A 23,510-nucleotide genomic window follows, 5' to 3' on the forward strand; every position below is an offset into this window, starting at 1 on the left:
GGCCTACGGCCACCTCCCCTTAATAAGGGAAGAATCTGTAATTGTTAAAAAACTGAAATAAATACTACTCCTTCTCTACCACATCTTCCAAAACACTCCACACATTGTCGGCTACAATTTCATAACCTTCGGCGGTTGGATGAATACCGTCTTGCTGGTTTAATTCGGGATCTCCCGCAACACCTTCAAGAAGAAAAGGAATGAGTTCCACATTGTTTTCTTCGGCAAGTTCAGGGAAAATATTTCTGAATTCGGTGGTATATTCTTCTCCCATATTTGGAGGAATTTGCATTCCGGCCAGGACTATTTTAGTATCAGGATTTTTCTCCTTTACAGTGTTAATAATATCCTGAAGATTCTTCCTGGTTTCCTCTAAAGGAATTCCGCGTAAACCATCATTGGCTCCAAGTTCTAAAACAAAAACATCTACATCCTGGTTTAAAACCCAGTTGATCCTGTTTTTTCCACTGGCGGTGGTTTCCCCACTTAATCCGGCGTTTATCACTTCATAATCGTAATCCAAAGAATCCAACCTATTTTGAATAAGAGCCGGAAAAGCTTCAGAAGGATCTAAACCCATTCCTGCAGTAAGACTATTTCCGAAGAAAAGAATCACGTCTTTTTCACTCTCCTGAGTTTCGGTTTCAGTTTGAGCTTCTTCAGTGTTATTTTTCTCTGATTTCTTTACGGCATTTTCTCCGCAGGAAAACATTATAAATACTGAAAAAATCACACAATAGCAGACTAAGTTTCTCATAGCAACAGGGTTTATAATCAAATGATTTGCTTATTTTGCCTTAATTCAAAAAAGACATTAAGCAAGTTATAAGATGGCAAAGATATTAAACGTTCGCAACCTGGAGAAAAGCTATTCCAGCGGATCCAAAAAACTAAAAGTATTACAGGATATCAACTTTGAAGTTGAGGAACAAAAAACCTTTGCTATTGTGGGACCTTCGGGAAGTGGAAAAACAACCCTTCTTGGACTTTGTGCCGGATTAGACAGGCCCGATTCCGGTTCTATTAATTTATGCGGAAGCGAACTGAGCACGCTAGGAGAAGACAAAAGAGCTCTTCTTCGTAATAAACATATTGGATTTGTATTCCAGGATTTTCAATTACTACCTACGCTTACGGCTTTAGAAAATGTGGCCGTGCCACTAGAACTGCAAGGCAACCAAGATGCTTCTAAAATAGGAAAAGAATTATTGACAAAAGTAGGATTGGGAAATCGTATTCATCATTATCCTTCCCAACTTTCTGGTGGAGAACAACAAAGAGTTGCTTTAGCCCGTGCTTTTTCTACCCGACCTTCAGTTTTATTTGCAGATGAACCTACCGGAAACCTCGATACCGAAACCGGTGAGAAAGTAGAACAATTACTTTTTGATCTAAATAAGGAAGCAGGAACTACGCTAATTATCGTTACCCACGATCTTGAACTAGCCGAAAAAACTCAGCATATTCTTAGACTCAAAGGCGGTCGAATTGTTGAAAACCAGGAAAAGCACGTATAATGAGCAGTAACAAAACTTTTAAACCGGGCTTCTCCTGGCTCTTTAAAATGGCGTGGCGTGACGGAAAAGCCAGTGGCAAGAAGCTAACGCTTTTTATGGCTTCTATCGTGCTGGGAATCGCCGCGGTAGTTTCTATTCAATCTTTTGGAGAAAATTTAAAAGACAATATCTCACTGCAGTCTAAAGCCTTAATGGGCGCAGATTATAAAATAGACAGCGACGATGCTCCCAATGAACGCGTAATGCAAATTATGGATTCACTGGGCGGTGCTGAAGCCCGGGAAATCAAATTTGCCTCTATGGCTGCTTTTCCTCAAAGCCAAGCCACAAAATTAATGCAGGTAAGAGGAATTGAAGGCGGGTTTCCTTTTTACGGGGAATTAGGAACTCAGCCTGCAAATGCTGCAAAAAGGTATCAGGAAGAAGGAGCTGCTTTGGTTGATGCAACCGTAATGCTTCAATTAGGAATAAAACCGGGAGATAGCATCAAGATCGGAAAAGTCACTTTACCAATTGCCGGCGCTTTGAATGAAGTACCTGGTAGCACCGCTATATTTAGTTCGATAGCACCACCGGTACTTATTCCATATAGATTTATTGAAGAATCTGGTCTTGTACAAACCGGAAGCCGCATAGATTATGAATTCTATTTTACGGCGCCCTCCAATACCGATATGGAAAAACTGGATGAAACTCTGGATCCCATTCTTGATACTGAAGACGCCGATTTAGATACCCATACCTCTACCAGCGACAGGCTGGGAAGACGATACGAAAATTTCGGTAAATTTCTTAACCTGGTGGCTTTTATTGCGCTGCTTCTTGGTTGTGTTGGTATTGCTAGTGCCATTCATATTTATATTAAAGAGAAATTACGTGCCATAGCAGTTTTAAAATGTTTGGGCGCCAGTAAAAAACAAACTTTTCTAATCTACCTTATCCAGGTAGCGTTTATGGGCTTAATTGGAGGCATTATAGGAACCGCCCTTGGCTTGATACTTCAGCAATTATTCCCCTGGCTTTTGGAAGGTTTACTCCCGGTAGATGTACAGATCAATTTTTCCTTACCGGTAATTTTTATGGGAATTTTACTGGGTATTTTAATGTCGGTTTTATTTGCTCTTTACCCTTTAATCGGGACGCTTTATATCTCTCCCCTACAAGCATTACGAGTAATAAAAGAAGAAACAAAAAAATCGCGAAAGGCAATTATCCTGGTTTCGGCAGGCATCTTTCTATTCATCTTTTTGTTTTCGCTTTGGTTATTAGAAGACTGGAGATATTCCCTGGCATTTGTAGGTGGAATTATAGTCACTTTCTCTATCCTGGCGGGAGTAGCTTATTTGTTTATGCAAGCGCTACGGAAATATTTCCCGCACAACTGGGAATTTGTTGCAAGGCAAAGTTTGCTAAATCTCTTTAGGCCGCAAAATCAAACACTAACCCTTGTGCTGGCTATTGGAGTGGGCACTTTTTTAATAAGTACGTTATATTTTAGTAAAGACCTTTTACTGGCCCAGGCTTCTATAGAATCCCAGGCTAATAGCCCTAATATGATTCTTTTAGATGTGCAAAGTGACCAGCAGGAAGCTGTAGCTAAAACTATAAAAACTAACGATTTACCGGTTCTGGACAATATTCCTATTGTGACCATGCGAGTACAAAACATAGCAGGCAAACCGGTTATTGAAATAAGAAAAGACACCACTTCCCAAATTAACGGATGGGTTTTAAACCACGAATTCCGCGTTACATACCGTGATTCTTTAATTGCTTCTGAAAGTATTGAAAGTGGAGAATGGACGGCTGAAGCGGGTGATATTAATCCCGTGCCGATTTCTATAAGTAATAATTTTGCGGAAGATGCTAAAGTTGGTGTTGGAGATGAGTTGATCTTCAATGTGCAGGGTGTTTTGCTAAATACGGTTGTTGGCAGTGTTAGAACAGTTGACTGGTCACGAATGCAGTTGAACTTCTCTCTGGTATTCCCAAAAGGTGTATTAGAGGACGCCCCACAATTTCACGTATTAACAACTAAAGTTCCGGGAGAAGGAAAGTCGGCTAAATTACAGCAGGAACTGGTTAAAGAATTTCCCAATGTTTCTATCATAGATCTTCGGCAGGTGCTAAGCGTTATAGAAGATATTCTAGGCAGAATTTCCTGGATCATTAATTTTATGGCTTTTTTCAGCATTCTCACAGGAGTTATTGTGCTTTTAGGCGCCATAAGAACCAGTAAATACCAGCGAATCAGGGAAAGCGTTTTACTGCGCACACTGGGTGCAAAAGGCAAACAAATATTAAATATTAACGCTTTAGAATATATTTATTTAGGAGTGCTTGGAGGTCTTTCTGGCGTTTTATTATCATTAATAAGCAGTCAGTTACTCGCCTGGTTGGTTTTTGAATCGCCGTTTACCCCATCATTAATTCCATTTTTAGTTTTATTCCCGGCAATTGTGCTGTTAGTGCTAATTATTGGACTAAGCAATAGTTTAAGTGTAATTAGAAAACCACCATTAGAAGTTCTAAGAAAAGAAGTGACATAAAATAAGTAACTTTATCTAAAAGGATTACGAATTAAAATCAATTTAAAATGAAAAATGCAATTTATAGTTTAATGATTCTGGCTTTTAGTTTTAGCGGAATAGCACAGGAAGAGTTTATTTATGAAGAAACCCAGATAAAAATGGCAAGCATGGCTGCGCCCGAAGAAGATAGAGATGCCGTGACAGTTTATGGCTATGATAAAAATGGGAAAGTAGTTCTACTAAAAGAAGGTACCAATAACCTGGTTTGCATTGCTGACGACCCTGGTATGAATGGTATTTCGGTAAGTTGTTATAATAAAAAACTTGAGCCTTTTATGTCTCGCGGAAGGGAATTAAAAGCTGAAGGCAAAGATATGATGGAAACCCGCGCAGTTCGTAAACAGGAAGTAGAAAGCGGAAAACTAAAAATGCCCGATGCACCTAGTATGACCTATATTCTTTCAGGAAAAGAAGAAAACTTAAATCGTGAAACTGGCGAGCTTAAAGATGCAAAGTTACGTTACGTAATTTATATGCCCTATGCCACCACAGAGGAAACAGGACTACCCGACAAGCCACATACTCCCGGAATGCCCTGGCTTATGGATCCAGGCACACACCGCGCACATATTATGATTACTCCGGCTGATAAAAATTAGCCATTTTTTATTGAAAAAAGTTATTCCTGAATATTCTCTTTTTTCTGTTTAAAGAAAAGCTGCGAAATAGGGATTAGCATTAATGCTGAAGTAAAAAAGAGTATAAAAGATATTTTTAAATTAAAAATATGGGCTAGGTATCCAATAAGTGGCGGCCCTAAAAGCATTCCTACAATAGCGTAGGTAGTAATTATAGAAATGGCCATTCCCGGGGAATATTTTGTTGAAGAACCCGCGAGAAGAAAGGTCATGGGAATTACAGCCGCCACTCCAATGCCTACTAAACAACACCCGATTATTGCCGGCCAGAAATAAGGAAACACAATCATAAGTAAAACACCTAAACACACCAGGGAGGCACTTATAATGTAATTTCTTTCCATTCCTATTCTTTCCACAATTCTATCTGAAAAGAAACGGGAAAGGGCCATAAAAACCATAAAGATCAAGTATCCCAGCGTAAAAACATCTTCATTTACCACTTCTTTAAAATAAACACCACTCCAATCAAACATCCCGCCTTCGGTAATTGCGGCAAGAAAAACTATAAAACCAAGATACATAGTAGGTTTATCTGGTTTTCCAAGCCTAAGTTTATTTCCCTGGTTAGAACGATCTTTTTTCAGTAAAAATGAAAAAGCGGCAAAGGCTAGAATAAGAGTGAAAATAGCTACCGCCGGCAGATGTTGGTAAATAGGAATATTTAATTTTACGAGTAAGGTAGAAAGTGCCACCCCCAGAAGGCCGCCGGTACTCCAAAGACCGTGAAAAGAACCAATAATCTTTCTTTTAAAGGCTTTTTGTAATGTTATGGATTGGGTATTCATTGCGATATTGAAAATTCGCATAGAAAAAGCGAAAGAAAAGATCCCTACTATAAGTAAGATAAGATTATCGGCTAGTCCAATAAGGCTTAAGGAAACAGCTAAAAGTATAAAGGAGACGATTAGAGGATGTCTACTTTCAAAACGGGAAACCAACCAGCCTGAAACCGGAAGTCCTATAAGAGAACTTATAGGCATTACCATCAGCAAGTTTCCCAACTCTGCTTCGTTGAGATCAAAAGCTATTTTGATGTTGGGAATTCGCGAAGCCCAGGTAGAAAAGCAAAACCCCGATAAGAAAAAGTAGGTGCTTAAAGCAATTCTTTGTTGCGTTTCAGTCTTCATTCTTCAAAACTTTCAGATCAATAAAATTGAGAATTACTAATTCAGTAATAAGATAAATCATTATTAAAGTTGACGATGGCGATAACGAATAGTTCTTAGCTTCCAATAACCCATTTTATAATAGGCAAAAGCTACAATTGCAGCAATAAGGTTAGAAATAGGAAAAGCCCACCAGATACCTTCAAAAGAAAGATCGGTATTATTAGATAAAACAAATGCGGTGGGAAAACGAATAATCCAAAGAGCAAAAACTGAAATTAGCAAAGAAGCTTTTGTAAATCCGGCGCCATTAAAAACTCCATTTAAAACCTGCTGCACTCCAAGTACGCCAAAACTGGGTGCCATAATTTTAATAAATAAGGATCCGTCTCTAATCACGCTGGGATCGTTGGGAACAAAAAAGGCAGTAATAGGTTCGGCGAAAGCAAATAACAGAAGCCCTACCGCGGTTAGTCCAAAGAAAGCGATCTTAGTACTTAAGTTTCCAATTCTTTCGGCACGTTTTATTTTACCCGCACCAATATTCTGACCCACCAGGGTGGTGGTAGCCATAGCGAAACCAAGGGCTGGAACTACTATTAGGCTTAAAATCCTACTTCCAATCCCGTAGGCCGCCACAACTTCGCTTCCAAAACTAGTTACCAGCATCACCATAACCGTCATTCCCGCTGCCCTGGTAGACATCTCCATACTGGAAGGAATGCCAATCTTGAACATTTTTCTTGTCCAGGGGAAATCGAATTTCATCCTGCTGAAGTTAATTTTAATCCCTTTATTTCCTCTGAAAAGAATAATTAAACCGGTTAGAGCAGATAATCCCTGGGTAATTACACTTGCTACTGCGGCGCCCGCAACTCCAAATCCCGGGATAGGTCCAAAACCAAAAATAAAAAGTGGATCTAGTATCAAGTTCAAAAAAACAGTTGCTAAAACTATATACATTGGCAGCAGCACATTCCCAATCCCCCGCATTAAAGACTGAAATACGTAAAACATAAACAGGAAAATGAAGCCGAATGAGGAAACTTGAAAATAGCTTACCGAATCACTCAAAATTTCAGGACCCGCCCCAATTAGTTTCATCAATGGCTCGGAAGAAAAATAGCCCACGATAGCCAGCAAAACCGAGATAAAAAAGATCACAAAAACAGTTTGTGAAGAGCTATAATTCACCTGATCCTGGTTTTCTGCTCCTTTATATTGTGAAACTATCACAGTTCCTGCAAGCGTTAACCCCGCACCAAGCGAAAGAATTAGAAAAAGAATAGGAAAACTTATACTTACTGCCGCAACAGCATCGGCCCCTAATCTACCCAACCAAAAAGTATCTATTAACTGGTAGGCAGTTTGCAGAATATTAGCCAGGATAATTGGCCAGGCCAAATTAGCCAGAGAGCTAAAGATCTTCCCTTCGGTATATTTTATGGGCTGTTTTTTCTTTCGCAATTTCTTCAAAATTTAAGCTTTGCAAGTAAAGAAAAATATATCCTAACTTCGTGTACCAGCTTACTTTTAACCATTCCTTAAAAGTATTTGATAAAAGTAACAAACAACTGCTATTTTCTATCGGAAATATGTGGTAAACTGATCTTCCTCATAAATATTCTAAAGCTTTACTGTTAATTTTACAGCAATATAGAATCACAGAGAATTAAAAATCAAAGAATTATGAAAGCTAGTATCTCATTAGAAGAACTTAATTGTGGAAATTGTATAACATACATTACCCAGAAACTCTCTAAAATTAAGGATATCTATGAAATTTCGGCTGATGAAAAAGAGTCTAGGATCTCGTTTATTTATAAATCTGAAGTTGCTGCTTTGGAGGCGGTGGGAATTCTAACTTCATTTCGTAAATTCGACAAAGAAGAAGACCTTAAAATTGCCTAATTTCAAAAACAAAAGAATATGAATTTACTGGGAATGATTGGAGGTACCTCCTGGCACTCCACTATAGAATATTACCGACTTTTAAACGAGCTGGTAGGTGATAAAATTGGAACGCAACAAAATCCGCCTTTACTTTTGTACAGCCTAAATGTAAAGTTGATGCGCGAAAACGATTCCGAAAAGATCAAAAATTCATATTTAGAAATTGCCCGGAAATTGGAAAGTGCAGGCGCCAAAGCAATAATAATTTGCGCCAACACACCACATATGGTCTATGATTTTGTGCAACCAAAAATTAATGTATCAATACTTCATATAGCTGATGCAGTTGCCAGGGAAGCAAAACAAAAATCCTATAAAAAATTAGGCCTTTTAGGAACCAGGCCAACAATGCAGGGAGATTTCCTACAGGGAAGATTACGGGACAAACATCAAATAGAGACCTTGATCCCCGCTGATAATTTTATTGATGAAACCCACAGGTTTATTTCAGAAGAACTTACCCAGGGAAAATTTAGCGATGCGGCAAAGAGTTTCTATTTAGAACAAATGCAATTACTAAAAGAGCGAGGAGCTGAAGCCATTATTTTAGGATGCACTGAACTTCCCATGCTTATTCAAGAAAAAGATACCGAAATCTCGCTTCTAGATACCACAAAACTGCACGCGGAAATGGCTACTGAATTTATTCTAAAAGATTGAGAAACTCTCTAACATTCCACTTTCAGCAGAGCTTTTTGGGCTTAACATTTATTAAATAAAAAAGGCGACAACCTAGTTTACCCCTACCTAAACCAGGCCATAGCCTTTTTACCCCAAACGAAATATTTAACCAAATATATTTATAAGCCAAACTAATCACAATACCTAAATAAGGGTATATTTCATTTTTTCACTAAAAATCTTCTTATTTTAGTTCTTAAAAATTGAGTTATGAAGAAATCTATCGCAATAGATATGGACGGTGTTCTGGCCGATGTAGAAGCACATTTTATTACCTGGTATGAAAAAGAATACGGGGAAAGATTCAGCAAAAGCGACCTGAAAGGAAAAACCGAAGAAAATGCATTTCCTAAAAAGGGAATGGTAAAAAAGTTTGCTTCAACAAAAAATTTCTTTAGCACGGCTCCGGTTATGAATGGTGCGGTAGAAGCAGTAAAAGAACTTCAGAAAAATTACGAGGTCTATATTGTTTCAGCGGCAATGGAATTTCCGTAGAGTTTAGTCGAAAAACGAACTTGGTTAAGTGAACATTTCCCTTTTATTCACTGGAAGAATATTATATTTTGTGGTGATAAAAGTGTGATTGGCACAGATATTATGATAGACGACCACCTCAAAAACCTCGATTATTTTAAAGGAGAAACGATTATGTTTAGCGCCTTTCATAATATAGATTTTGATAATCACCAACGTGCCGAAAACTGGCAGGAAGTTTTAGAGATTTTAAACCAATAGATGATGAGTATTGCAGAAGCATATAATAACTGGGCCAACACTTACAATGAAGTTCCCAATAAAACTCGAGATCTGGAAGCCAGGGCGATAAGAAAATCTTTAGAAAATGGAGGGTTTGAGCATAGCCTGGAATTAGGCTGCGGAACCGGGAAAAATACTTTTTGGCTGGCAGAGCATTCTAAAAACCTAACAGCATTAGATTTTTCAGAAAAAATGCTGGAAAAAGCAAAACAACTTGACCCGGAAAATAAAATCAATTTTCAGCAAACCGATCTTAATAAAACCTGGCCGGTACCTGGCGAAAACTTTGATTTAATAAGTTGCAGTTTAGTACTGGAACATATAAAAAACCTTGATTTTATTTTTGCTGAAGCCAACAGAACACTAAAGAAAAATGGATCGTTTTATCTTTGTGAACTGCACCCATTTAAACAATACCTGGGCAGTAAAGCCCGCTTCGAAACCAAAGATGGCACTAAAGAACTGGAGGTATACTTACACCACGTTTCTGATTATATTGGCGCCGCTGAGAAATCGGGTTTTCGTCTTAAGAAAATAAACGAATGGTTTGATAAAGACCAAAAAGAAATCCCAAGACTTATTTCTTTTATTTTTAAGAAATGAATCCTGGGATTTCTTTTTAGAAATAAGGTTCCTAGTATAAAACTCTAAAACGAATAGTTCCTTTTAGTCCTTTTAAATCTTTTATAACGGCTTTATCGTAGCGTTTATCAATATCTGTAATTACATATCCAATGGTCTCATTGGTTTTTAAATACTGCCCTTCAATATTAATATCGTGTTCGGCAAGAATCCTGTTGATTTCTGCCAGAATCCCCGGCCTGTTTTCGTGAATATGAATAAGCCTGTGGGCCTTATTTAGTACCGGTAACTGCAAATTAGGGAAGTTCACCGAGTTGGTAGTACTTCCGGTATTGATGTATTCAATAATCTTACCCGGAACAAAGTTCCCTATGTTTTCCTGGGCTTCCAGGGTGCTCCCTCCAATGTGGGGAGTTAAGATCACATTTGGTAGGTTCCTTAATTCAGAAACAAATTCTTCATTATTGGTTTTAGGTTCTTGCGGATAAACATCTATCCCAGCTCCCATAATTTTACCGGATTCTATATTCTTTTTTAGGGCTTTAATATCTACCACGTGGCCCCTGCTTAAATTCAGGAAGATCACGTTATCCTTCATATAACCAAACTCCTTTTCGCCAATAATATCTTTGTTTTCCTTTCTTCCGTCTACATGAAGGGTAACAATATCTACGGTTTCTAAAAGCTCTTTAAGAGAATTACATTTGGTAACATTTCCCATTGGCAATTTTTCTTCAACATCATAATAATAAACATCAAAACCAACAGATTCTGCCATTACAGAAAGTTGGGCGCCAATATTCCCATAGCCAATAATCCCCAGTTTCTTCCCACGGGTTTCAAAACTGTTATTAGCAGATTTCTCCCATTTGCCCTCGTGCATTAAGCGCATTTTATCAGGAAGATTACGCATCAGTAAAATTATCTCTCCAATGGCAAGTTCTACTACTGAACGGGTATTGCTATAAGGCGCATTAAAAACCGCAACGCCTTTCTTTAAACAGGCCTGCAGATCTATTTGGTTAGTACCAATACAAAATGCTCCCACCGCAATTAAGCGATTTGCATTTTCAAGCACCTTTTCGGTTAAATGGGTTTTAGATCTAATCCCTATTACCGAAACATCTTTAATTTTTTCGCAAAGTTCATCTTCATCCATTGCGCCGGGATGTACGGTTACATTATATCCTTCTTTTTTCATAATGTCTATCGCGTCCTGGTGAACATTTTCTAGAAGAAGAACATTAATTCGGTTTTTGGGATAAGAGATCGCTTTGTTCATATTGTGTACAAATAAAAATTCATCTAAACTTGGTGTGATATGGTCTGCCTTTTCAAGAATATTTGCCCTTTCTACATTTTCTGTAAAGGCATAAAATTTATTGGCTAGTCCGGCGGCTTTAATTTCATAATCGGTATAACCATCGCCAATTACATAAACATCGCCTTTTAGGTTTAATTTCTTTAACTGCTCTACTTTACCGTTGTTGGAGGATAATACATTATCGTGATCAAAACTTACAATATTTCCTTCCGCATCATACTCAAAAGTATTGGCAAAGACATTCTTGGGCTTAACTCCGTATGGTTCTACAATAGGCACTATAAATTCCTTAAAACCATTGGATACAATATAGATATTTTCGTGATGATCGTTGAAGAACTCCCGGTTTCTAACAAAAGAAAAAGATACCCTTTCGCTTAAACTCTCTACCAGTGCCGGCAAATCATTTTTATTAGCCTTTAAAAGTCTTAAGCGTTCAACCAGGGATTCCCTGAAAGACATTTCTCCTTTCATCCCCTTATCGGTTAAGGCTTCTACCTCAGCAAGGTTCTTTTTTTTATCGGGATCGTTTGCCAGGGAAATTTCGCCCAAAACATCAAGGGCTTCAACCTGGGTAAACGTACTATCAAAATCTATTACAAAGTGCTTGTTTTCACTCATAGTTAAGGTACTCTAAAATGAGCCCTAAAACTACTATTTTTAGGAATCTTAAGGCACTTATTTCAATAAAAATACAGGCAGGAAAATCTTACTCCTTATAGATTTTTAATATTTGACAAAATGAAGTAGCATAAAATAAAAAGCTGATAAAATCCCTTAAATTTTAGGTTCTAAAAATGAAGTTTTCTCGGTTTTTAAAATAAAAAAGTCTTTTCAACAAAAACTGGAGTATTTAAAATTTCTTAATATCCGCCCATAAAAAATGCCTTTAGCAAACGGGTTTTCCGCAGTAAAGGCATTTTAAAAATAGTATTATAAAAGCTCTATTCTTCTACAATAAACTTACCATTCATAACAGAATAATGACCAGGGAAACTACAAATAAAATCGTATTCACCGGCTGCAGGAGCTTCAAATTCAATAGTTACTTCTTCTCCACCACCAATCATTTTGGTATGAGTGATCACGGCATCAGTTCCTTCAGGAATATAATCGTTATCCTTAGCCTGAACTGCCTTCTGACCAAATTCATTAATCACGGTTCCTTGTTTTAATAAAACCCAGTTATGACCCATTACGCTTTTTTCCATCTCTCCAACGTGTTTTAAAGTAAGACGCACGGTTTGCCCGGCTTTTACTTTAATTTCGTCTTTATTAAAACGCATTTGGTCGTTTCCTTCTATGCTCACTTCCACTACATTTTCATCGGCAGAATCACTGCTTGCAGAAGACTTTTCAGTAGTCGTTTCAGCTTGTGGGCTGTTACCGTCACCAATTGTTATTTTATCTTCTTTTTCTTCTTTCTTATCTCCGCAGGCAATCATCGCCACGGCTCCTAAAATTAAAACAGATTTACTTAAAAATTTCATTCTTAATTATTTAATGTTTGTATTTAATTTTTATACTCTCTCAAAGATAAATTAATTTTAATTGCTAAAAGATTTCCGTAAAGCTTTTTTTGCGGAATCAATTAGATATACAAGCTCTGCGAGGTGCTTATTTTGCCAAAATCCCTTATCTTCATAGATTGAAAATAAAACCACAATCAATGAAAAAAGGAATTATAAAAAGCTTGGGGATTTTTGCACTGGTCGCAGGATTTCAAGCCCATTCTCAGGAACAAAACGAAGAGAAGAAAACTATGGATAATATTTTACTTGCCGAGTGGAGCGGACCCTACGCAGGAGTTCCCGCTTTTGACGAAATGAAAGTAGAGCTCGTAAAACCCGCAATGCTAAAAGCGATGGATACGCATCTTGCTGAGATCGATAAAATTACCGAAAATCCAGAATCGGCAACTTTTGAGAATACTATTGTGCCATTCGAAGATTCTGGTGATCTTTTAAACCGTGTGTTTACCTACTACGGAATTTTTAGCAGTAATATTTCCAGCCCAGAATTTAGAGAAGTACAGCGAGAACTTTCTCCGGAAATTTCTGAATACAGCTCAAAGATTTCCCAAAACACAGCATTATTCGAAAGGATTAAAACTGTATATGAGAATTCTCAGGAAAATCCGCTACCGGCTCCGGAGCAAAGAGTAATCGATCTTATTTACGAAGAATTTGCAATGGAAGGTGCCAATTTGAATAAAGAAGACAAAGAGCGCTATGCTAAGATAAACAAAGAGTTGTCTGAACTATATACTAAATTCTCTAATAATGTGCTCGCAGAAGAAGAAAACTACATTGTTTATTTAACCGAAGATCAACTTAGCGGCCTTCCGGAATCTTATGTGAAAGCTGCAGCCAGCACTGCTGAAGCCAATGGTGAAAGCGGAAAATATGCCGTAACCAACACGCGTTCTTCTATGGATCCTTTTTTGACGTATTCAGATGAAAGAGAATTACGTGAAAAAGTATGGCGAAATTATTATTCCCGTGGTGATAACAACGATGAGTTTGATAATAATGACGTGATTAAAAAAATCCTGAAACTTAGAGATGAACGTGTAGAATTGCTAGGCTACGATAATTTTGCTCAATGGCGTTTACAAAACCGAATGGCCAAAAATCCGGAAAACGCCATGGAACTTATGGAAGCTGTTTGGCCGGCTGCACTTGCCCGTGTTGAAGAAGAGGTGGAAGATATGCAGGCCGTTGCAGATCGTGAAGGTGCAGATATCACTATTGAGCCCTGGGATTATCGCTATTATGCTGAAAAAGTAAGAAAAGAAAAATATGATCTTGATAGTGAAGAAGTAAAACAATACCTGGAATTAGGTAATCTTACCCAGGCTTTATTTTTTACCGCAGGTGAACTTTTTAATTTCGACTTTAAACCGGTAAAAGAAGGCAGCGTTCCTGTTTTTCATGAAGATGTAAACGTATGGGAAGTAACCGATAAAGATTCCGGGGAACTTATTGGGCTATGGTATTTAGATTCTTTTGCGCGCCAGGGAAAACGTTCAGGTGCCTGGGCAACTACCTATAGAAGTTATTCTGAATTAGAAGGTGCTAAACCCGTTTTAGCTTCCAATAATTCTAACTTTATAAAACCTGCTCCTGGAGAATCTGTTTTGGTTTCATGGGATGATGCCGAGACTTTTTTCCACGAATTTGGCCACGCGCTACACTTTTTGGCGGCAGACATTAAATATCCAACTCTAAACAGCGGTGTTCGTGACTATACCGAATTTCAATCGCAGTTATTAGAGCGTTGGTTATCTACAGATAAAGTGATAAATCGTTATTTAAAACATCACGAAACAGGAGAAGTTATTCCTGATGAACTGGTAGCTAAAATTAAAAAAGCGGCGACCTTTAACCAGGGATTTGCCACTACCGAATTTTTAGCTTCGGCTTTGATGGATATGAAATACCATACCACAGATCCGGATAAAATTGAACCGAGAAAATTTGAAAAAGAAACATTAGACGAATTAGGGATGCCAGATGAAATTGTGATGCGTCACCGTTCTCCACATTTTGGTCACGTATTTTCCGGGGAAGGTTATGCTACCGGATATTACGGATATTTATGGGCAGATGTGTTAACCTCTGATGCTTCGGAAGCTTTTGCAGAAGCTCCCGGCGGATTTTATGATGCAAACCTTGCCGAAAAGTTGGTAAAATATCTTTTTGCGCCAAGAAATGCTATGGATCCTGCTGAAGCTTACCGAAAGTTTAGAGGTAGGGATGCTAAGATTGACGCACTAATGCGTGATCGTGGTTTCCCTGTTCCGGAAGATGCAGAAGAATAGATCTTTTATATTTAATAATTAAACAGAAACTGTCTGAGAAGTAAACTACTTCGGAGCAAGCTCACGAAGCATTATGATTGGAAAATATAATTCCATATCGAAGCACGCCTCGGAGCATTTAATCTCGATTATCGAGTCAACTTTTCAGACAGTTTTTTATGGCTCAAATTTAAATTACTCCACTGCCGAAGCAACCAATTTATTGGGACCAGCCATAAAACCATATAAATGCATTTTTTCCTGAGTGATTTTTTCAATAGGTACAGCAGTAATTGGATTACCGTGGCGATGAATTACCAAAAAGAAGGTGTCATCAACTTTCTTCAAGTAAGACTCCATTATTTTTCCATCAGCGTGATCCTGAAAGTCGATGATAAAGTTTTTCCCTCCTCGGACTAAATCATATTTTATTTTTCTAATTTCCTCAGTGCTCAGATTGGTTTCGGTAGGAACCAAACGTATATAATCTACTGGTTTCTCTAACCTCGGGGAAGCAATACTTAGCCTATTGGGATTTTTAAAGCTGAATTCAGCAAAAGCGAGCGTATCAATTTTCAACTTGTTATCTTCAGTTTCATAGGAAGTTTTAGTCACAAACTGATCAAAATTATAATGGGATAAGGAGTCTTCACTTACTTCCATTAAATGTATTCCGGGAAAACCACCAAAACTTTTATTTCCTGAAATAACCCATTTCCCTTCTAATTCCTGCGCGGTAATTGAAGTGCTTAATAACAAAGTAAAAAAGACAAAATAGCTATCAATAAATTTCATAATTCTACTTTTTAAGTTGAACAATAATTTAAAAAATAGCCGGCTAAAAACCTTATTTATTCGATAGCGTTCTTATTATTTAGATGAAAAACGGAATTATAAGTGTTGGTAGGGCAATATACTAAGCTTATACCCTAAAATAAAAAGAGACTATATGAAAAGTTTTGAAAATCGTCTTCCTGAATTTATTTCAGAGCTTGCTCCGAAATTTATTCGGAGATCTAAGATGTAATCGTTAAAAAACATGTTAGAAGCTGAACCAAGTTCAGCTTGACGAGATCAGACCTTTCAGACAGCCTCTTTTATATAAACTTAAAAAGTTCTGCTTAGAACATCTCTCTACCTGAAAAATGGAAAGCAGCTTCAATCTGTGCGTTTTCATCGCTATCACTTCCGTGAACAGCATTTTCACCAACAGATTTCGCGTATTTTTTTCTTATAGTTCCTTCAGCAGCATCTTCTGGATTTGTTGCTCCTATTAAAGCTCTAAAATCTTCTACGGCATTTTCTTTTTCTAACACAGCCGATACGATTGGCCCACGAGTCATAAACTCTACCAACTCTCCAAAGAAAGGACGTTCGTTGTGTACTGCATAAAATTCTTCAGCATCAGCAGTAGTCATTTGAGTCATTTTCAAAGCTACAATTCTAAATCCTGAAGTAGTAATTTGTTCTAATATCGCACCTACATTCCCGGCTTCAACTGCATCGGGCTTTATCATGGTGAATGTTCTTTTTCCTGCCATTGTATGGTTTTTAAAATTTTGGCAAAAATAATTAAATAAGCTGCATTTACAAGTTCCTTTTGGTTTTATATGAATTTAGCTTTCAGGGAGCTGCATTATTAAAGCTCTTAATCCTTATACTTTACCAGGTATTCCTGTTGAAGTTTATTTCCAACACCGCGCATTTGCATCTTTACTTCCCCTGAATTGAAATCGAATTTCAACAAACCATAACTTAAATCGCTCACCACCTCGCCTACTCTATATTGATTGGGTTCACCGCTAAAATCTGAATAGGAATGCGTCATCCCGCTGGAAGTAAAATCTACAAGCGGATAATCCAGTTCTTCAATATTTTTTTCTGAAAATTCTGAAATATGGCGGTCACCACTAAGAAGAATTACATTTTTTGCTTTAGAAGTTTCTAAAAGCTTTTCCAGTTTCTCTATTTCTGATGGAAAATTATCCCAGGTTTCAAAATCGTGTTCCGCAGATAGTATTTGAATTGAACTTAAGATCACATTATAATCGGCAGTGCTATTCTTCAATTGGTTTTCCAACCATTCCCATTGGTTTGTTCCCAAGATGGTGCCGTTATAATCTGGTTCATAACGCTTTCCTTTTTCTTTGCTTTTTTGCAATTCAGACCTAAAATATCTGGTGTCTAAAACTATTACTTTTATGGTCTTCCCGTCCTCACTAAAATTTTTAGCGTGGTAAACGCCTTCTCTTTCCCGGCGAGGATCGTCTTCAGCAACATCAAAAAAATCGAGAAACAACTGCTGACTTTCCTCTTTATATTCCCAATTTCTCCCGGCATCGTTCTTACCGTAATCATGATCGTCCCAGGTGCCTAAAATTGGTGTGGTTTCCATTAATTTTTGATAATCGGGCTGGTTTTTCTGGATTTGGTAATCGGCTTCCAGTTCATCCATATCATCGGTATCAGCATAAATATTATCACCTCCCCAAAGAAATAGATCTGGCTTTTCCTGTAAAATAGCATTCCATAATGGCTGGGCTTCATCCTGGCGGTTACAACTTCCAAAAGCAATTACATAATCGTAATTTTCAGCAGATGTTTCAATTTCATTTTTGATAGTTTCTGCATTACTTCCGCAGGAAATAAAAAGAAAAAAGCTTATTAAGAGCGATAAAATTACCTTCATTTTTCGTTGATTTGTTGAGTACAAAAATACAGATTGGTTTTTTAAGCCAATATTAATAAATTGTATCTTTACTCGCTTCCCGCTAAATGGGAATTAAAATAGTCTATGCATTGTTTACAAATGTTATGACTATTTAAAAAAATCTTAGGCTTAACCTAAGTAAATGAGATTGGAAATGTTCAGCATTAAGGTAGAACATTTCTATTTTTTCAACATAATACCTTGTAGGATTGCTTCAGGGTATTTTATTTTACACTATGATAGAACAAGCAATTTTAGAGATTACCGCCGAACTTTCCCAGGCCAGAAATATAGTAATTGTTCCGCATAAAGGACCCGATGGCGATGCCATAGGATCTTCTTTAGGACTTATGCACTTTTTAAAGAATAAAGGCCATAATGTAGATGTGATTGCACCAAATGATTATCCGAAATTTTTAAAATGGCTTCCCGGTAACGAAGAAGTGATGATCTACGAAAAAGATAAATCTAATGCCGATCAACTTATTGAAAATGCAGATATAGTTTTTGCCTTAGATTTTAATCATTTAAACCGCTCGGGCGATATGCAGGAAGTATTAACTGCGTCACAGGCTGTTTTTATTATGATAGACCATCACCGTGAACCCTCTGACTTTGCTAATTATACTTATAGCGATGCTGAAATGAGTTCTACCTGTGAGATGGTTTATCACTTTATAGATAAACTGCGTGCTGTAGAAAAAATCACACCAGAGATCGCGACCTGTCTTTATTCAGGAATTATGACCGATACCGGTTCATTTAGATTTAGCGCTACCAGCGCCGAAACACACCGGGTTATCGCACAACTAATAGATAAAGGTGCCGTTAACCATGAAATACACAACAATATTTTTGATACGTTTAATGAAAACCGGTTACAGCTTTTAGGAACAGCTTTACAAAACCTACGCGTATTACCTGAATATAAAACGGCTTACATTACTTTATCACAGGAAGAACTGGATAAACATAATTTTCAAAAAGGAGATACAGAAGGTTTTGTGAATTATGGCCTTGCTATAGAAGATGTTATTTTCGCCCTGATTTTTATTGAAAACAAACAGGAAGGAATCATTAAAATCTCGTTTAGATCAAAAGGTGATTTTAATGTGAATGAATTCGCAAGGGCACATTTTGAAGGTGGCGGGCATAATAATGCCGCTGGTGGAAAAAGTGAACTTTCTATGGAAGACACCGTTACTAAATTAAACAGCATTCTTCCCGATTATAAACAATTAAAAGGATGAAAAAAGCTTTAATCCTTATAGTCATATTAGCATTAGCGGCCTGTAAATCTCCAGAGGCCAGGTATCCTGTTACACAAAAATCGGGCTCGCATATTAGTGAATCTATAGTTAAAAACCAGGAACTCCTGGAAAAGGAAATAGCACAAATTAAAGCCATAATCGCCAAAGATTCTACCAGCGAATACCAATCTTCACAAGACGGTTTCTGGTATACTTACAACCAAAAAAGTAAAGATACTGCTAACGTGGTTAAACCTGAATTTGGAGATGTTGTAGAGTTCGATTATAGTATAAAAACTTTAGATGGGCAGGTAATTTATGCCGAAGGCGAAAAAGCAACCAGAACTTATGCAATAGACCAGGAGAAGTTATTTAGCGGTTTAAGACAGGGACTTAAACTTATGAAAGAAGGAGAAACGGTCACTTTTTTGTTTCCGTCTTATAAAGCTTATGGTTATTATGGCGATAAAAATAAAATAGGCACTAACTGGCCTTTAAAAACAAAAGTTACCTTAAATAAGATCATAGAAAAGGAAGAAACTCAAAATCAACAATAAGTTAAACCCAGGGCCATAATGGGCCTTTTAATTTTTATACTAAATGAGAACCAGTAAATTTTTATTACTTTTTGCCGTGGTATTTACCATGTTTGCGTGTAACGACGAATATCCAGATCTAGAAGATGGGATGTACGCAGAATTTAAAACCAATTACGGAACTTTTGTAGCCGAACTCTATTATGAAGCTACGCCAATTACCGTATCCAGTTTTGTTTCCCTTGCAGAAGGCACAAACAAAATGGTAGACAGTACACACAAAGGGAAAAATTATTACGACGGACTTACTTTTCACAGAATTATAGATGGATTTGTAATTCAGGGTGGTGATCCTACCGGAACCGGTAGCGGTGGCCCGGGTTACAAGTTTCCAGACGAAATTGTAGACAGCTTAAGCCACGATTCTAAAGGTATTCTTTCTATGGCCAATGCCGGTCCCGGGACAAACGGAAGCCAGTTTTTTGTAACCCTTGGTCCAACCCAAAACCTTGATGGCAGACATACCGTTTTTGGTAAAGTTATTAAAGGCCAGGATGTTGTTGATGCTATTGGGAAAGTAGAAACCGCAGAGCGTGATAAGCCTGTAAAAACGGTTACTATGGAAGAAGTAAACATCGTAAGAAAGGGCAAATCGGCTAAGAATTTTGAAGCTCCCAAGGTTTTTGAAGAAGAACTGCAGGCTATAAAAGACAAGGAAGAAGCCGAAGCCAAAAAACGCCAGGAAGCAAAAAATGAAAATGTTGAATATTTTAGCAGCAATAAAGAAAAAGCTGAAACTTTAGACAGTGGCCTAAAGATCTACTTTGAAGAAAAAGGAGATGGTGAAACGCCAAAAACAGGTCAGATGGTAGAAGTTTGGTACGAAGGCTATTTTGAAGATGGTGATATTTTTGACACCAATAAAAAAGAGCTTGCAGAAGAAATGGGACTTTTTAACCCAACTCGCGAAGCCCAGGGTGGTTATGCCAATCCAATGGTAGTGCCTTACGGTCCTGATGCTCCAATGATCCCAGGTTTTAAGGAAGGTATTCAACAAATGAGTGTTGGCGATACCGCTTTACTTTATATCCCAAGTCATTTAGGATATGGTGAGCGTGGTGCCGGTGGCGGTGTTATTCCTCCAAACACAGACCTTGTATTTAGGGTTGAATTAGCAGGGATTAAAAAGTAATTTCCCTGAATAAAATAAGAAAGGCTGTTTGAAAATATTTCTTTTCGTTAAGCTGTCCCGAAGCTTCGGGATTATTTCAGCTTCTAAGTTTAATTGAAACTAGATCCTGAAACCAGTTCAGGATGACGAAAGATTATTAATCAAACAGCCTTTTTACTTTTCAATATTTCCGAATTATTTCTTCGGAATATTCTTTAAAACTTCTAATAAGAATTTCCAGTATTTCTGAGCTGAAGAAATGCCAGCTCTTTCATCTGGGGAATGCGCACCTCTAATTGTTGGCCCAAAAGAGATCATATCCATTTCAGGATAATGATTACCAATTATTCCACATTCCAATCCTGCGTGGCAGGCTGCAACATCAGCCTTCTCATTATGCAAGTTTTGATATAATCCATCTACAACTTTTAAAATAGCTGAATTAGGGTTTGGCGCCCATCCCGGATATTCTCCGGAAAGTTTCACTTTAAACTTCGCCAGTTCAAATGTAGCTTCCAAACTATTAGCCAGATCGTCTTTAGAAGATTCTACCGATGATCTTGTTAGGCAATTAATCTTCACCTTCCCCTCCCCTACTTTTACGCTGGCGATATTGTTAGAAGCTTCCACTAAACCATCAATATCAGGGCTCATTCTATAAACTCCGTTATGCGCCGCAGAAATTGCTTTTACTACTTCCTGCTGATCTTCAACCTTCATAACATTATTAGGAACTTCGGTTTCAGAAATTTCAATATCCATATTAGGTTCCAGAGAAGCAAATTCAGTTTTAATCTCACGAACCTGCTGAATAATTTCAGTTAAAAAAGTTTCGGTATTCGATTTATCTACCACTACAATAGCTTCGCTTTCTCGAGGAATGGCGTTTCTTAATCCGCCACCATTAAAGCTGGAAACACGCAAGCCAAAATCGCGATTAGCATCAAAAAGTACGCGGGCCATTATTTTATTAGCATTAGCCAGGCCTTTTATAATATCCATCCCGGAATGACCACCTCGTAACCCTTTAACTTTAATAAGGTATCCTACCGAATTATCTGGAGTATGCTCTTCTTCATAATCTCTTACCGCGGTAATGTCTACTCCACCGGCACAACCAATACCTATTTCATCGTCTTCCTCAGTATCTAAATTTAAAAGAATATCACCCTGAAGTAAACTAGGATCTAAACCTTTGGCACCTGTCATTCCCGTTTCTTCGTCTATAGTAAACAAAGCTTCAAGGGCAGGATGCTCAATCTCTTTACTTTCTAGAATTGCCATCATACTGGCAACGCCCAAACCGTTATCGGCTCCAAGTGTTGTTCCTTTAGCTTTTACCCAATCTCCATCTACATACATATTGATCCCGCTGGTTTCAAAATCAAAGTCGGTATCATTATTTTTTTGGTGCACCATATCTAAATGCGCCTGCAGTACGATTGGCTTTCTATCTTCCATCCCGGCAGTAGCTGGTTTTCTAATCACCACGTTCCCGGTTTCATCCACCAGGGTTTCCAGGTTAAGATTATTACCAAATTTTTTCATAAACTCAATTACCCGTTCTTCTTTTTTTGAAGGTCGTGGCACTTCGTTTAGATCGGCAAATTTATTCCATAAGATTTTCGGCTCTAATTCCCTTATTTCTTCGTTCATTGTTTTATATTTTGGTCTTTCACAAAGGTATTGGTAATTAGCAAAGAAGGAAAATTTACAGGATTTTTAAAACTAATTTAACCAATACAGGATGAGCTGATTAAGATTTTAAGCCGTGTTTTGCTATTAATTGTATTTTTAGATCGTGAAGAAAAAAGGACTTTATATTCTAGCTTTTCTGCTGCCGGTGCAGATAGTCTTTATCATTTTCCTGGCCGGTTATCCCGAGCTGGTGGAAACCTGGTACAGCCGACTTTTATATCCGGAAATCTCAAAGTTAATGCGTTACGGGCTCGGTTTTTTGCCATTTTCGCTCGGGGATCTTTTATATACTTTCTTCGGAATTTTAATAGTCCTTTGGATAATAAGACGTTTTAAACAGAAGTTTAGAAATCCAAGGTTTTGGATAATAGACGCCATGGCGAGCTTATCTATAGTGTATGCCTGTTTTCATATTTTCTGGGGTTTTAATTATTACCGCCTACCCCTTCACGAAGCTCTAGAAATTGAAAAGGATTATACTACCGAAGAGCTTTATTCTCTTTCTGAAATTTTAATTACTGAATCTAATAAGCTCCATAATCAGCTTACCGAAAATGATTCGGTTAGCGTGGTGATTCCCTATTCTAAAGATGAAATCTTTAAAAAAACTATCGACGGGTACGCTAATATTAGCAAAGATTATCCTGAATTAACTTATAAAGGAGAATCGCTAAAACGTTCATTATACAGCATTCCGCTTTCCTATATGGGTTTTAACGGCTACCTGAACCCGCTTACCGGCGAGGCACAGGTAAATACCCAAATTGTTTCTTATAAAATACCCACCACTGCCAGTCACGAAATTGGGCATCAATTAGGATTTGCTAAAGAAAACGAAGCAAATTTTATTGCCTGTCTAAGCACTATGAACCATCCCGATGCTTATTTTAGATACTCGGGCTACACCTTTGCTTTGCGCTACTGCCTAAGTGAATTATACCGAAGAGATCCCGAAAAGTTTAAAACTTTAAAAGCTAAGATCAACCTGGGGATATTAGAAAACTACCGCGAAGTAGAAGACTTTTGGCTGGCTCATCAAAATCCATTTGAACCGCTTTTTCAGGCTTTTTACAATCGTTTTCTAATAGTGAACAATCAGGCCGACGGAATGAAAAGCTACAGTTACGTGGTCGCACTCTTGGTTAATTACTTTTCAGAAGAAAAGAACAGACTTTAACCTAATAATTATTTA

20 protein-coding genes and 1 pseudogene are annotated in these 23,510 nt (G+C 37.6%); 12 read left to right on the plus strand and 9 right to left on the minus strand.

Features of this window, described 5'->3' with window-relative positions:
• Positions 1–64 precede the first annotated feature (64 nt).
• Positions 65–757, minus strand: a complete 693-nt coding sequence (locus B5440_RS13875) for an arylesterase (protein ID WP_070054393.1) — start codon at positions 755–757, stop codon at positions 65–67.
• 73 nt (positions 758–830) lie between these two features.
• Here B5440_RS13875 and B5440_RS13880 point away from each other — a divergent pair, with 73 nt between their 5' ends.
• From B5440_RS13880 to B5440_RS13890, 3 genes are read left to right on the plus strand one after another with little or no spacing between them, the layout of a single operon-like run.
• Positions 831–1,517, plus strand: a complete 687-nt coding sequence (locus tag B5440_RS13880; RefSeq protein ID WP_070054394.1) for an ABC transporter ATP-binding protein — start codon at positions 831–833, stop codon at positions 1,515–1,517.
• Complete coding sequence (locus B5440_RS13885; protein WP_232756021.1) at positions 1,517–4,066, plus strand: ABC transporter permease; 2,550 nt, start codon at positions 1,517–1,519, stop codon at positions 4,064–4,066. The genes B5440_RS13880 and B5440_RS13885 overlap by 1 nt, the downstream gene beginning before the upstream one ends.
• Before the next feature lie 47 nt (positions 4,067–4,113).
• A complete protein-coding gene (locus B5440_RS13890) occupies positions 4,114–4,707 on the plus strand; it encodes a hypothetical protein (RefSeq protein WP_070054395.1) in 594 nt (197 codons plus the stop codon).
• A gap of 20 nt (positions 4,708–4,727) precedes the next feature.
• Here B5440_RS13890 and B5440_RS13895 read toward each other — a convergent pair whose 3' ends face one another.
• Both B5440_RS13895 and B5440_RS13900 read right to left on the minus strand, forming a co-directional pair.
• Positions 4,728–5,876 carry an MFS transporter gene (locus tag B5440_RS13895; protein WP_070054396.1) on the minus strand — a complete coding sequence of 383 codons (1,149 nt, stop codon included), beginning with the start codon at positions 5,874–5,876 and terminating at the stop codon, positions 4,728–4,730.
• A 63-nt stretch (positions 5,877–5,939) separates the two neighbouring features.
• On the minus strand, positions 5,940–7,322 hold the full coding sequence (locus tag B5440_RS13900) for an MATE family efflux transporter (RefSeq protein ID WP_070054420.1): 1,383 nt from the start codon (positions 7,320–7,322) through the stop codon (positions 5,940–5,942).
• A gap of 222 nt (positions 7,323–7,544) precedes the next feature.
• Between B5440_RS13900 and B5440_RS13905 the strand changes: the two genes are divergently transcribed.
• The 4 genes and pseudogenes from B5440_RS13905 (at position 7,545) to B5440_RS13920 (ending at position 9,848) form a co-directional block, all read left to right on the plus strand.
• Positions 7,545–7,766, plus strand: a complete 222-nt coding sequence (locus tag B5440_RS13905) for a heavy-metal-associated domain-containing protein (RefSeq protein WP_070054397.1) — start codon at positions 7,545–7,547, stop codon at positions 7,764–7,766.
• An 18-nt stretch (positions 7,767–7,784) separates the two neighbouring features.
• Complete coding sequence (locus tag B5440_RS13910) at positions 7,785–8,468, plus strand: aspartate/glutamate racemase family protein (RefSeq protein ID WP_070054398.1); 684 nt, start codon at positions 7,785–7,787, stop codon at positions 8,466–8,468.
• A gap of 255 nt (positions 8,469–8,723) precedes the next feature.
• A pseudogene (locus tag B5440_RS13915) lies at positions 8,724–9,224 on the plus strand (5' nucleotidase, NT5C type).
• The gene (locus B5440_RS13920; RefSeq protein ID WP_232756022.1) at positions 9,225–9,848 is read left to right on the plus strand and encodes a class I SAM-dependent methyltransferase; all 624 of its coding nucleotides are present in this window, start codon (positions 9,225–9,227) and stop codon (positions 9,846–9,848) included.
• A 31-nt stretch (positions 9,849–9,879) separates the two neighbouring features.
• Here B5440_RS13920 and serA read toward each other — a convergent pair whose 3' ends face one another.
• Both serA and azu read right to left on the minus strand, forming a co-directional pair.
• Positions 9,880–11,772: a phosphoglycerate dehydrogenase gene (gene serA / locus B5440_RS13925; RefSeq protein WP_070054399.1), complete on the minus strand. Its 1,893-nt coding sequence runs from the start codon at positions 11,770–11,772 to the stop codon at positions 9,880–9,882.
• A 323-nt stretch (positions 11,773–12,095) separates the two neighbouring features.
• On the minus strand, positions 12,096–12,641 hold the full coding sequence (gene azu, locus B5440_RS13930; RefSeq protein ID WP_070054400.1) for an azurin: 546 nt from the start codon (positions 12,639–12,641) through the stop codon (positions 12,096–12,098).
• A 179-nt stretch (positions 12,642–12,820) separates the two neighbouring features.
• Here azu and B5440_RS13935 point away from each other — a divergent pair, with 179 nt between their 5' ends.
• Positions 12,821–14,974, plus strand: coding sequence for a M3 family metallopeptidase (locus B5440_RS13935; RefSeq protein ID WP_070054401.1), 2,154 nt, complete (start codon positions 12,821–12,823; stop codon positions 14,972–14,974).
• Between the two features lie 174 nt (positions 14,975–15,148).
• On the opposite strand, the gene B5440_RS13940 is transcribed toward B5440_RS13935, so the two are convergent.
• The 3 genes from B5440_RS13940 to B5440_RS13950 all read right to left on the minus strand — a co-directional run bounded on the left by B5440_RS13940 (position 15,149) and on the right by B5440_RS13950 (position 17,642).
• Positions 15,149–15,748, minus strand: a complete 600-nt coding sequence (locus B5440_RS13940; RefSeq protein ID WP_070054402.1) for a hypothetical protein — start codon at positions 15,746–15,748, stop codon at positions 15,149–15,151.
• Positions 15,749–16,074: 326 nt separating this feature from the next.
• On the minus strand, positions 16,075–16,494 hold the full coding sequence (locus tag B5440_RS13945) for a nucleoside-diphosphate kinase (RefSeq protein WP_070054403.1): 420 nt from the start codon (positions 16,492–16,494) through the stop codon (positions 16,075–16,077).
• Positions 16,495–16,601: 107 nt separating this feature from the next.
• A complete protein-coding gene (locus tag B5440_RS13950; protein WP_070054404.1) occupies positions 16,602–17,642 on the minus strand; it encodes an alkaline phosphatase D family protein in 1,041 nt (346 codons plus the stop codon).
• Between the two features lie 257 nt (positions 17,643–17,899).
• On the opposite strand from B5440_RS13950, the gene B5440_RS13955 reads away from it, so the two are divergent.
• The 3 genes from B5440_RS13955 to B5440_RS13965 are packed head-to-tail and all read left to right on the plus strand — an operon-like array spanning position 17,900 to position 20,641.
• The gene (locus tag B5440_RS13955; protein ID WP_070054405.1) at positions 17,900–18,913 is read left to right on the plus strand and encodes a DHH family phosphoesterase; all 1,014 of its coding nucleotides are present in this window, start codon (positions 17,900–17,902) and stop codon (positions 18,911–18,913) included.
• Positions 18,910–19,470: a gliding motility-associated peptidyl-prolyl isomerase GldI gene (gene gldI / locus B5440_RS13960; RefSeq protein WP_070054406.1), complete on the plus strand. Its 561-nt coding sequence runs from the start codon at positions 18,910–18,912 to the stop codon at positions 19,468–19,470. The genes B5440_RS13955 and gldI overlap by 4 nt, the downstream gene beginning before the upstream one ends.
• 43 nt (positions 19,471–19,513) lie before the next feature.
• Positions 19,514–20,641, plus strand: a complete 1,128-nt coding sequence (locus B5440_RS13965) for a peptidylprolyl isomerase (RefSeq protein ID WP_070054407.1) — start codon at positions 19,514–19,516, stop codon at positions 20,639–20,641.
• Between the two features lie 174 nt (positions 20,642–20,815).
• Here B5440_RS13965 and B5440_RS13970 read toward each other — a convergent pair whose 3' ends face one another.
• The gene (locus B5440_RS13970) at positions 20,816–22,276 is read right to left on the minus strand and encodes an aminoacyl-histidine dipeptidase (RefSeq protein ID WP_070054408.1); all 1,461 of its coding nucleotides are present in this window, start codon (positions 22,274–22,276) and stop codon (positions 20,816–20,818) included.
• Positions 22,277–22,421: 145 nt separating this feature from the next.
• Here B5440_RS13970 and B5440_RS13975 point away from each other — a divergent pair, with 145 nt between their 5' ends.
• Positions 22,422–23,495, plus strand: a complete 1,074-nt coding sequence (locus B5440_RS13975; RefSeq protein ID WP_070054409.1) for a DUF3810 domain-containing protein — start codon at positions 22,422–22,424, stop codon at positions 23,493–23,495.
• Positions 23,496–23,510 lie beyond the last annotated feature (15 nt).

Origin of the sequence: Salegentibacter salarius, from assembly GCF_900168265.1 — a bacterium.
Taxonomy (GTDB): domain Bacteria; phylum Bacteroidota; class Bacteroidia; order Flavobacteriales; family Flavobacteriaceae; genus Salegentibacter; species Salegentibacter salarius.

Coding starts and splice junctions, on each gene's coding strand:
- B5440_RS13875 (WP_070054393.1), bottom strand. CDS start 757: ATGAGAAACTTAGTCTGCTATTGTGTGATTTTTTCAGTATTTATAATG.
- B5440_RS13880 (WP_070054394.1), top strand. CDS start 831: ATGGCAAAGATATTAAACGTTCGCAACCTGGAGAAAAGCTATTCCAGC.
- B5440_RS13885 (WP_232756021.1), top strand. CDS start 1,517: ATGAGCAGTAACAAAACTTTTAAACCGGGCTTCTCCTGGCTCTTTAAA.
- B5440_RS13890 (WP_070054395.1), top strand. CDS start 4,114: ATGAAAAATGCAATTTATAGTTTAATGATTCTGGCTTTTAGTTTTAGC.
- B5440_RS13895 (WP_070054396.1), bottom strand. CDS start 5,876: ATGAAGACTGAAACGCAACAAAGAATTGCTTTAAGCACCTACTTTTTC.
- B5440_RS13905 (WP_070054397.1), top strand. CDS start 7,545: ATGAAAGCTAGTATCTCATTAGAAGAACTTAATTGTGGAAATTGTATA.
- B5440_RS13910 (WP_070054398.1), top strand. CDS start 7,785: ATGAATTTACTGGGAATGATTGGAGGTACCTCCTGGCACTCCACTATA.
- B5440_RS13920 (WP_232756022.1), top strand. CDS start 9,225: ATGATGAGTATTGCAGAAGCATATAATAACTGGGCCAACACTTACAAT.
- serA (WP_070054399.1), bottom strand. CDS start 11,772: ATGAGTGAAAACAAGCACTTTGTAATAGATTTTGATAGTACGTTTACC.
- azu (WP_070054400.1), bottom strand. CDS start 12,641: ATGAAATTTTTAAGTAAATCTGTTTTAATTTTAGGAGCCGTGGCGATG.
- B5440_RS13935 (WP_070054401.1), top strand. CDS start 12,821: ATGAAAAAAGGAATTATAAAAAGCTTGGGGATTTTTGCACTGGTCGCA.
- B5440_RS13940 (WP_070054402.1), bottom strand. CDS start 15,748: ATGAAATTTATTGATAGCTATTTTGTCTTTTTTACTTTGTTATTAAGC.
- B5440_RS13945 (WP_070054403.1), bottom strand. CDS start 16,494: ATGGCAGGAAAAAGAACATTCACCATGATAAAGCCCGATGCAGTTGAA.
- B5440_RS13950 (WP_070054404.1), bottom strand. CDS start 17,642: ATGAAGGTAATTTTATCGCTCTTAATAAGCTTTTTTCTTTTTATTTCC.
- B5440_RS13955 (WP_070054405.1), top strand. CDS start 17,900: ATGATAGAACAAGCAATTTTAGAGATTACCGCCGAACTTTCCCAGGCC.
- gldI (WP_070054406.1), top strand. CDS start 18,910: ATGAAAAAAGCTTTAATCCTTATAGTCATATTAGCATTAGCGGCCTGT.
- B5440_RS13965 (WP_070054407.1), top strand. CDS start 19,514: ATGAGAACCAGTAAATTTTTATTACTTTTTGCCGTGGTATTTACCATG.
- B5440_RS13970 (WP_070054408.1), bottom strand. CDS start 22,276: ATGAACGAAGAAATAAGGGAATTAGAGCCGAAAATCTTATGGAATAAA.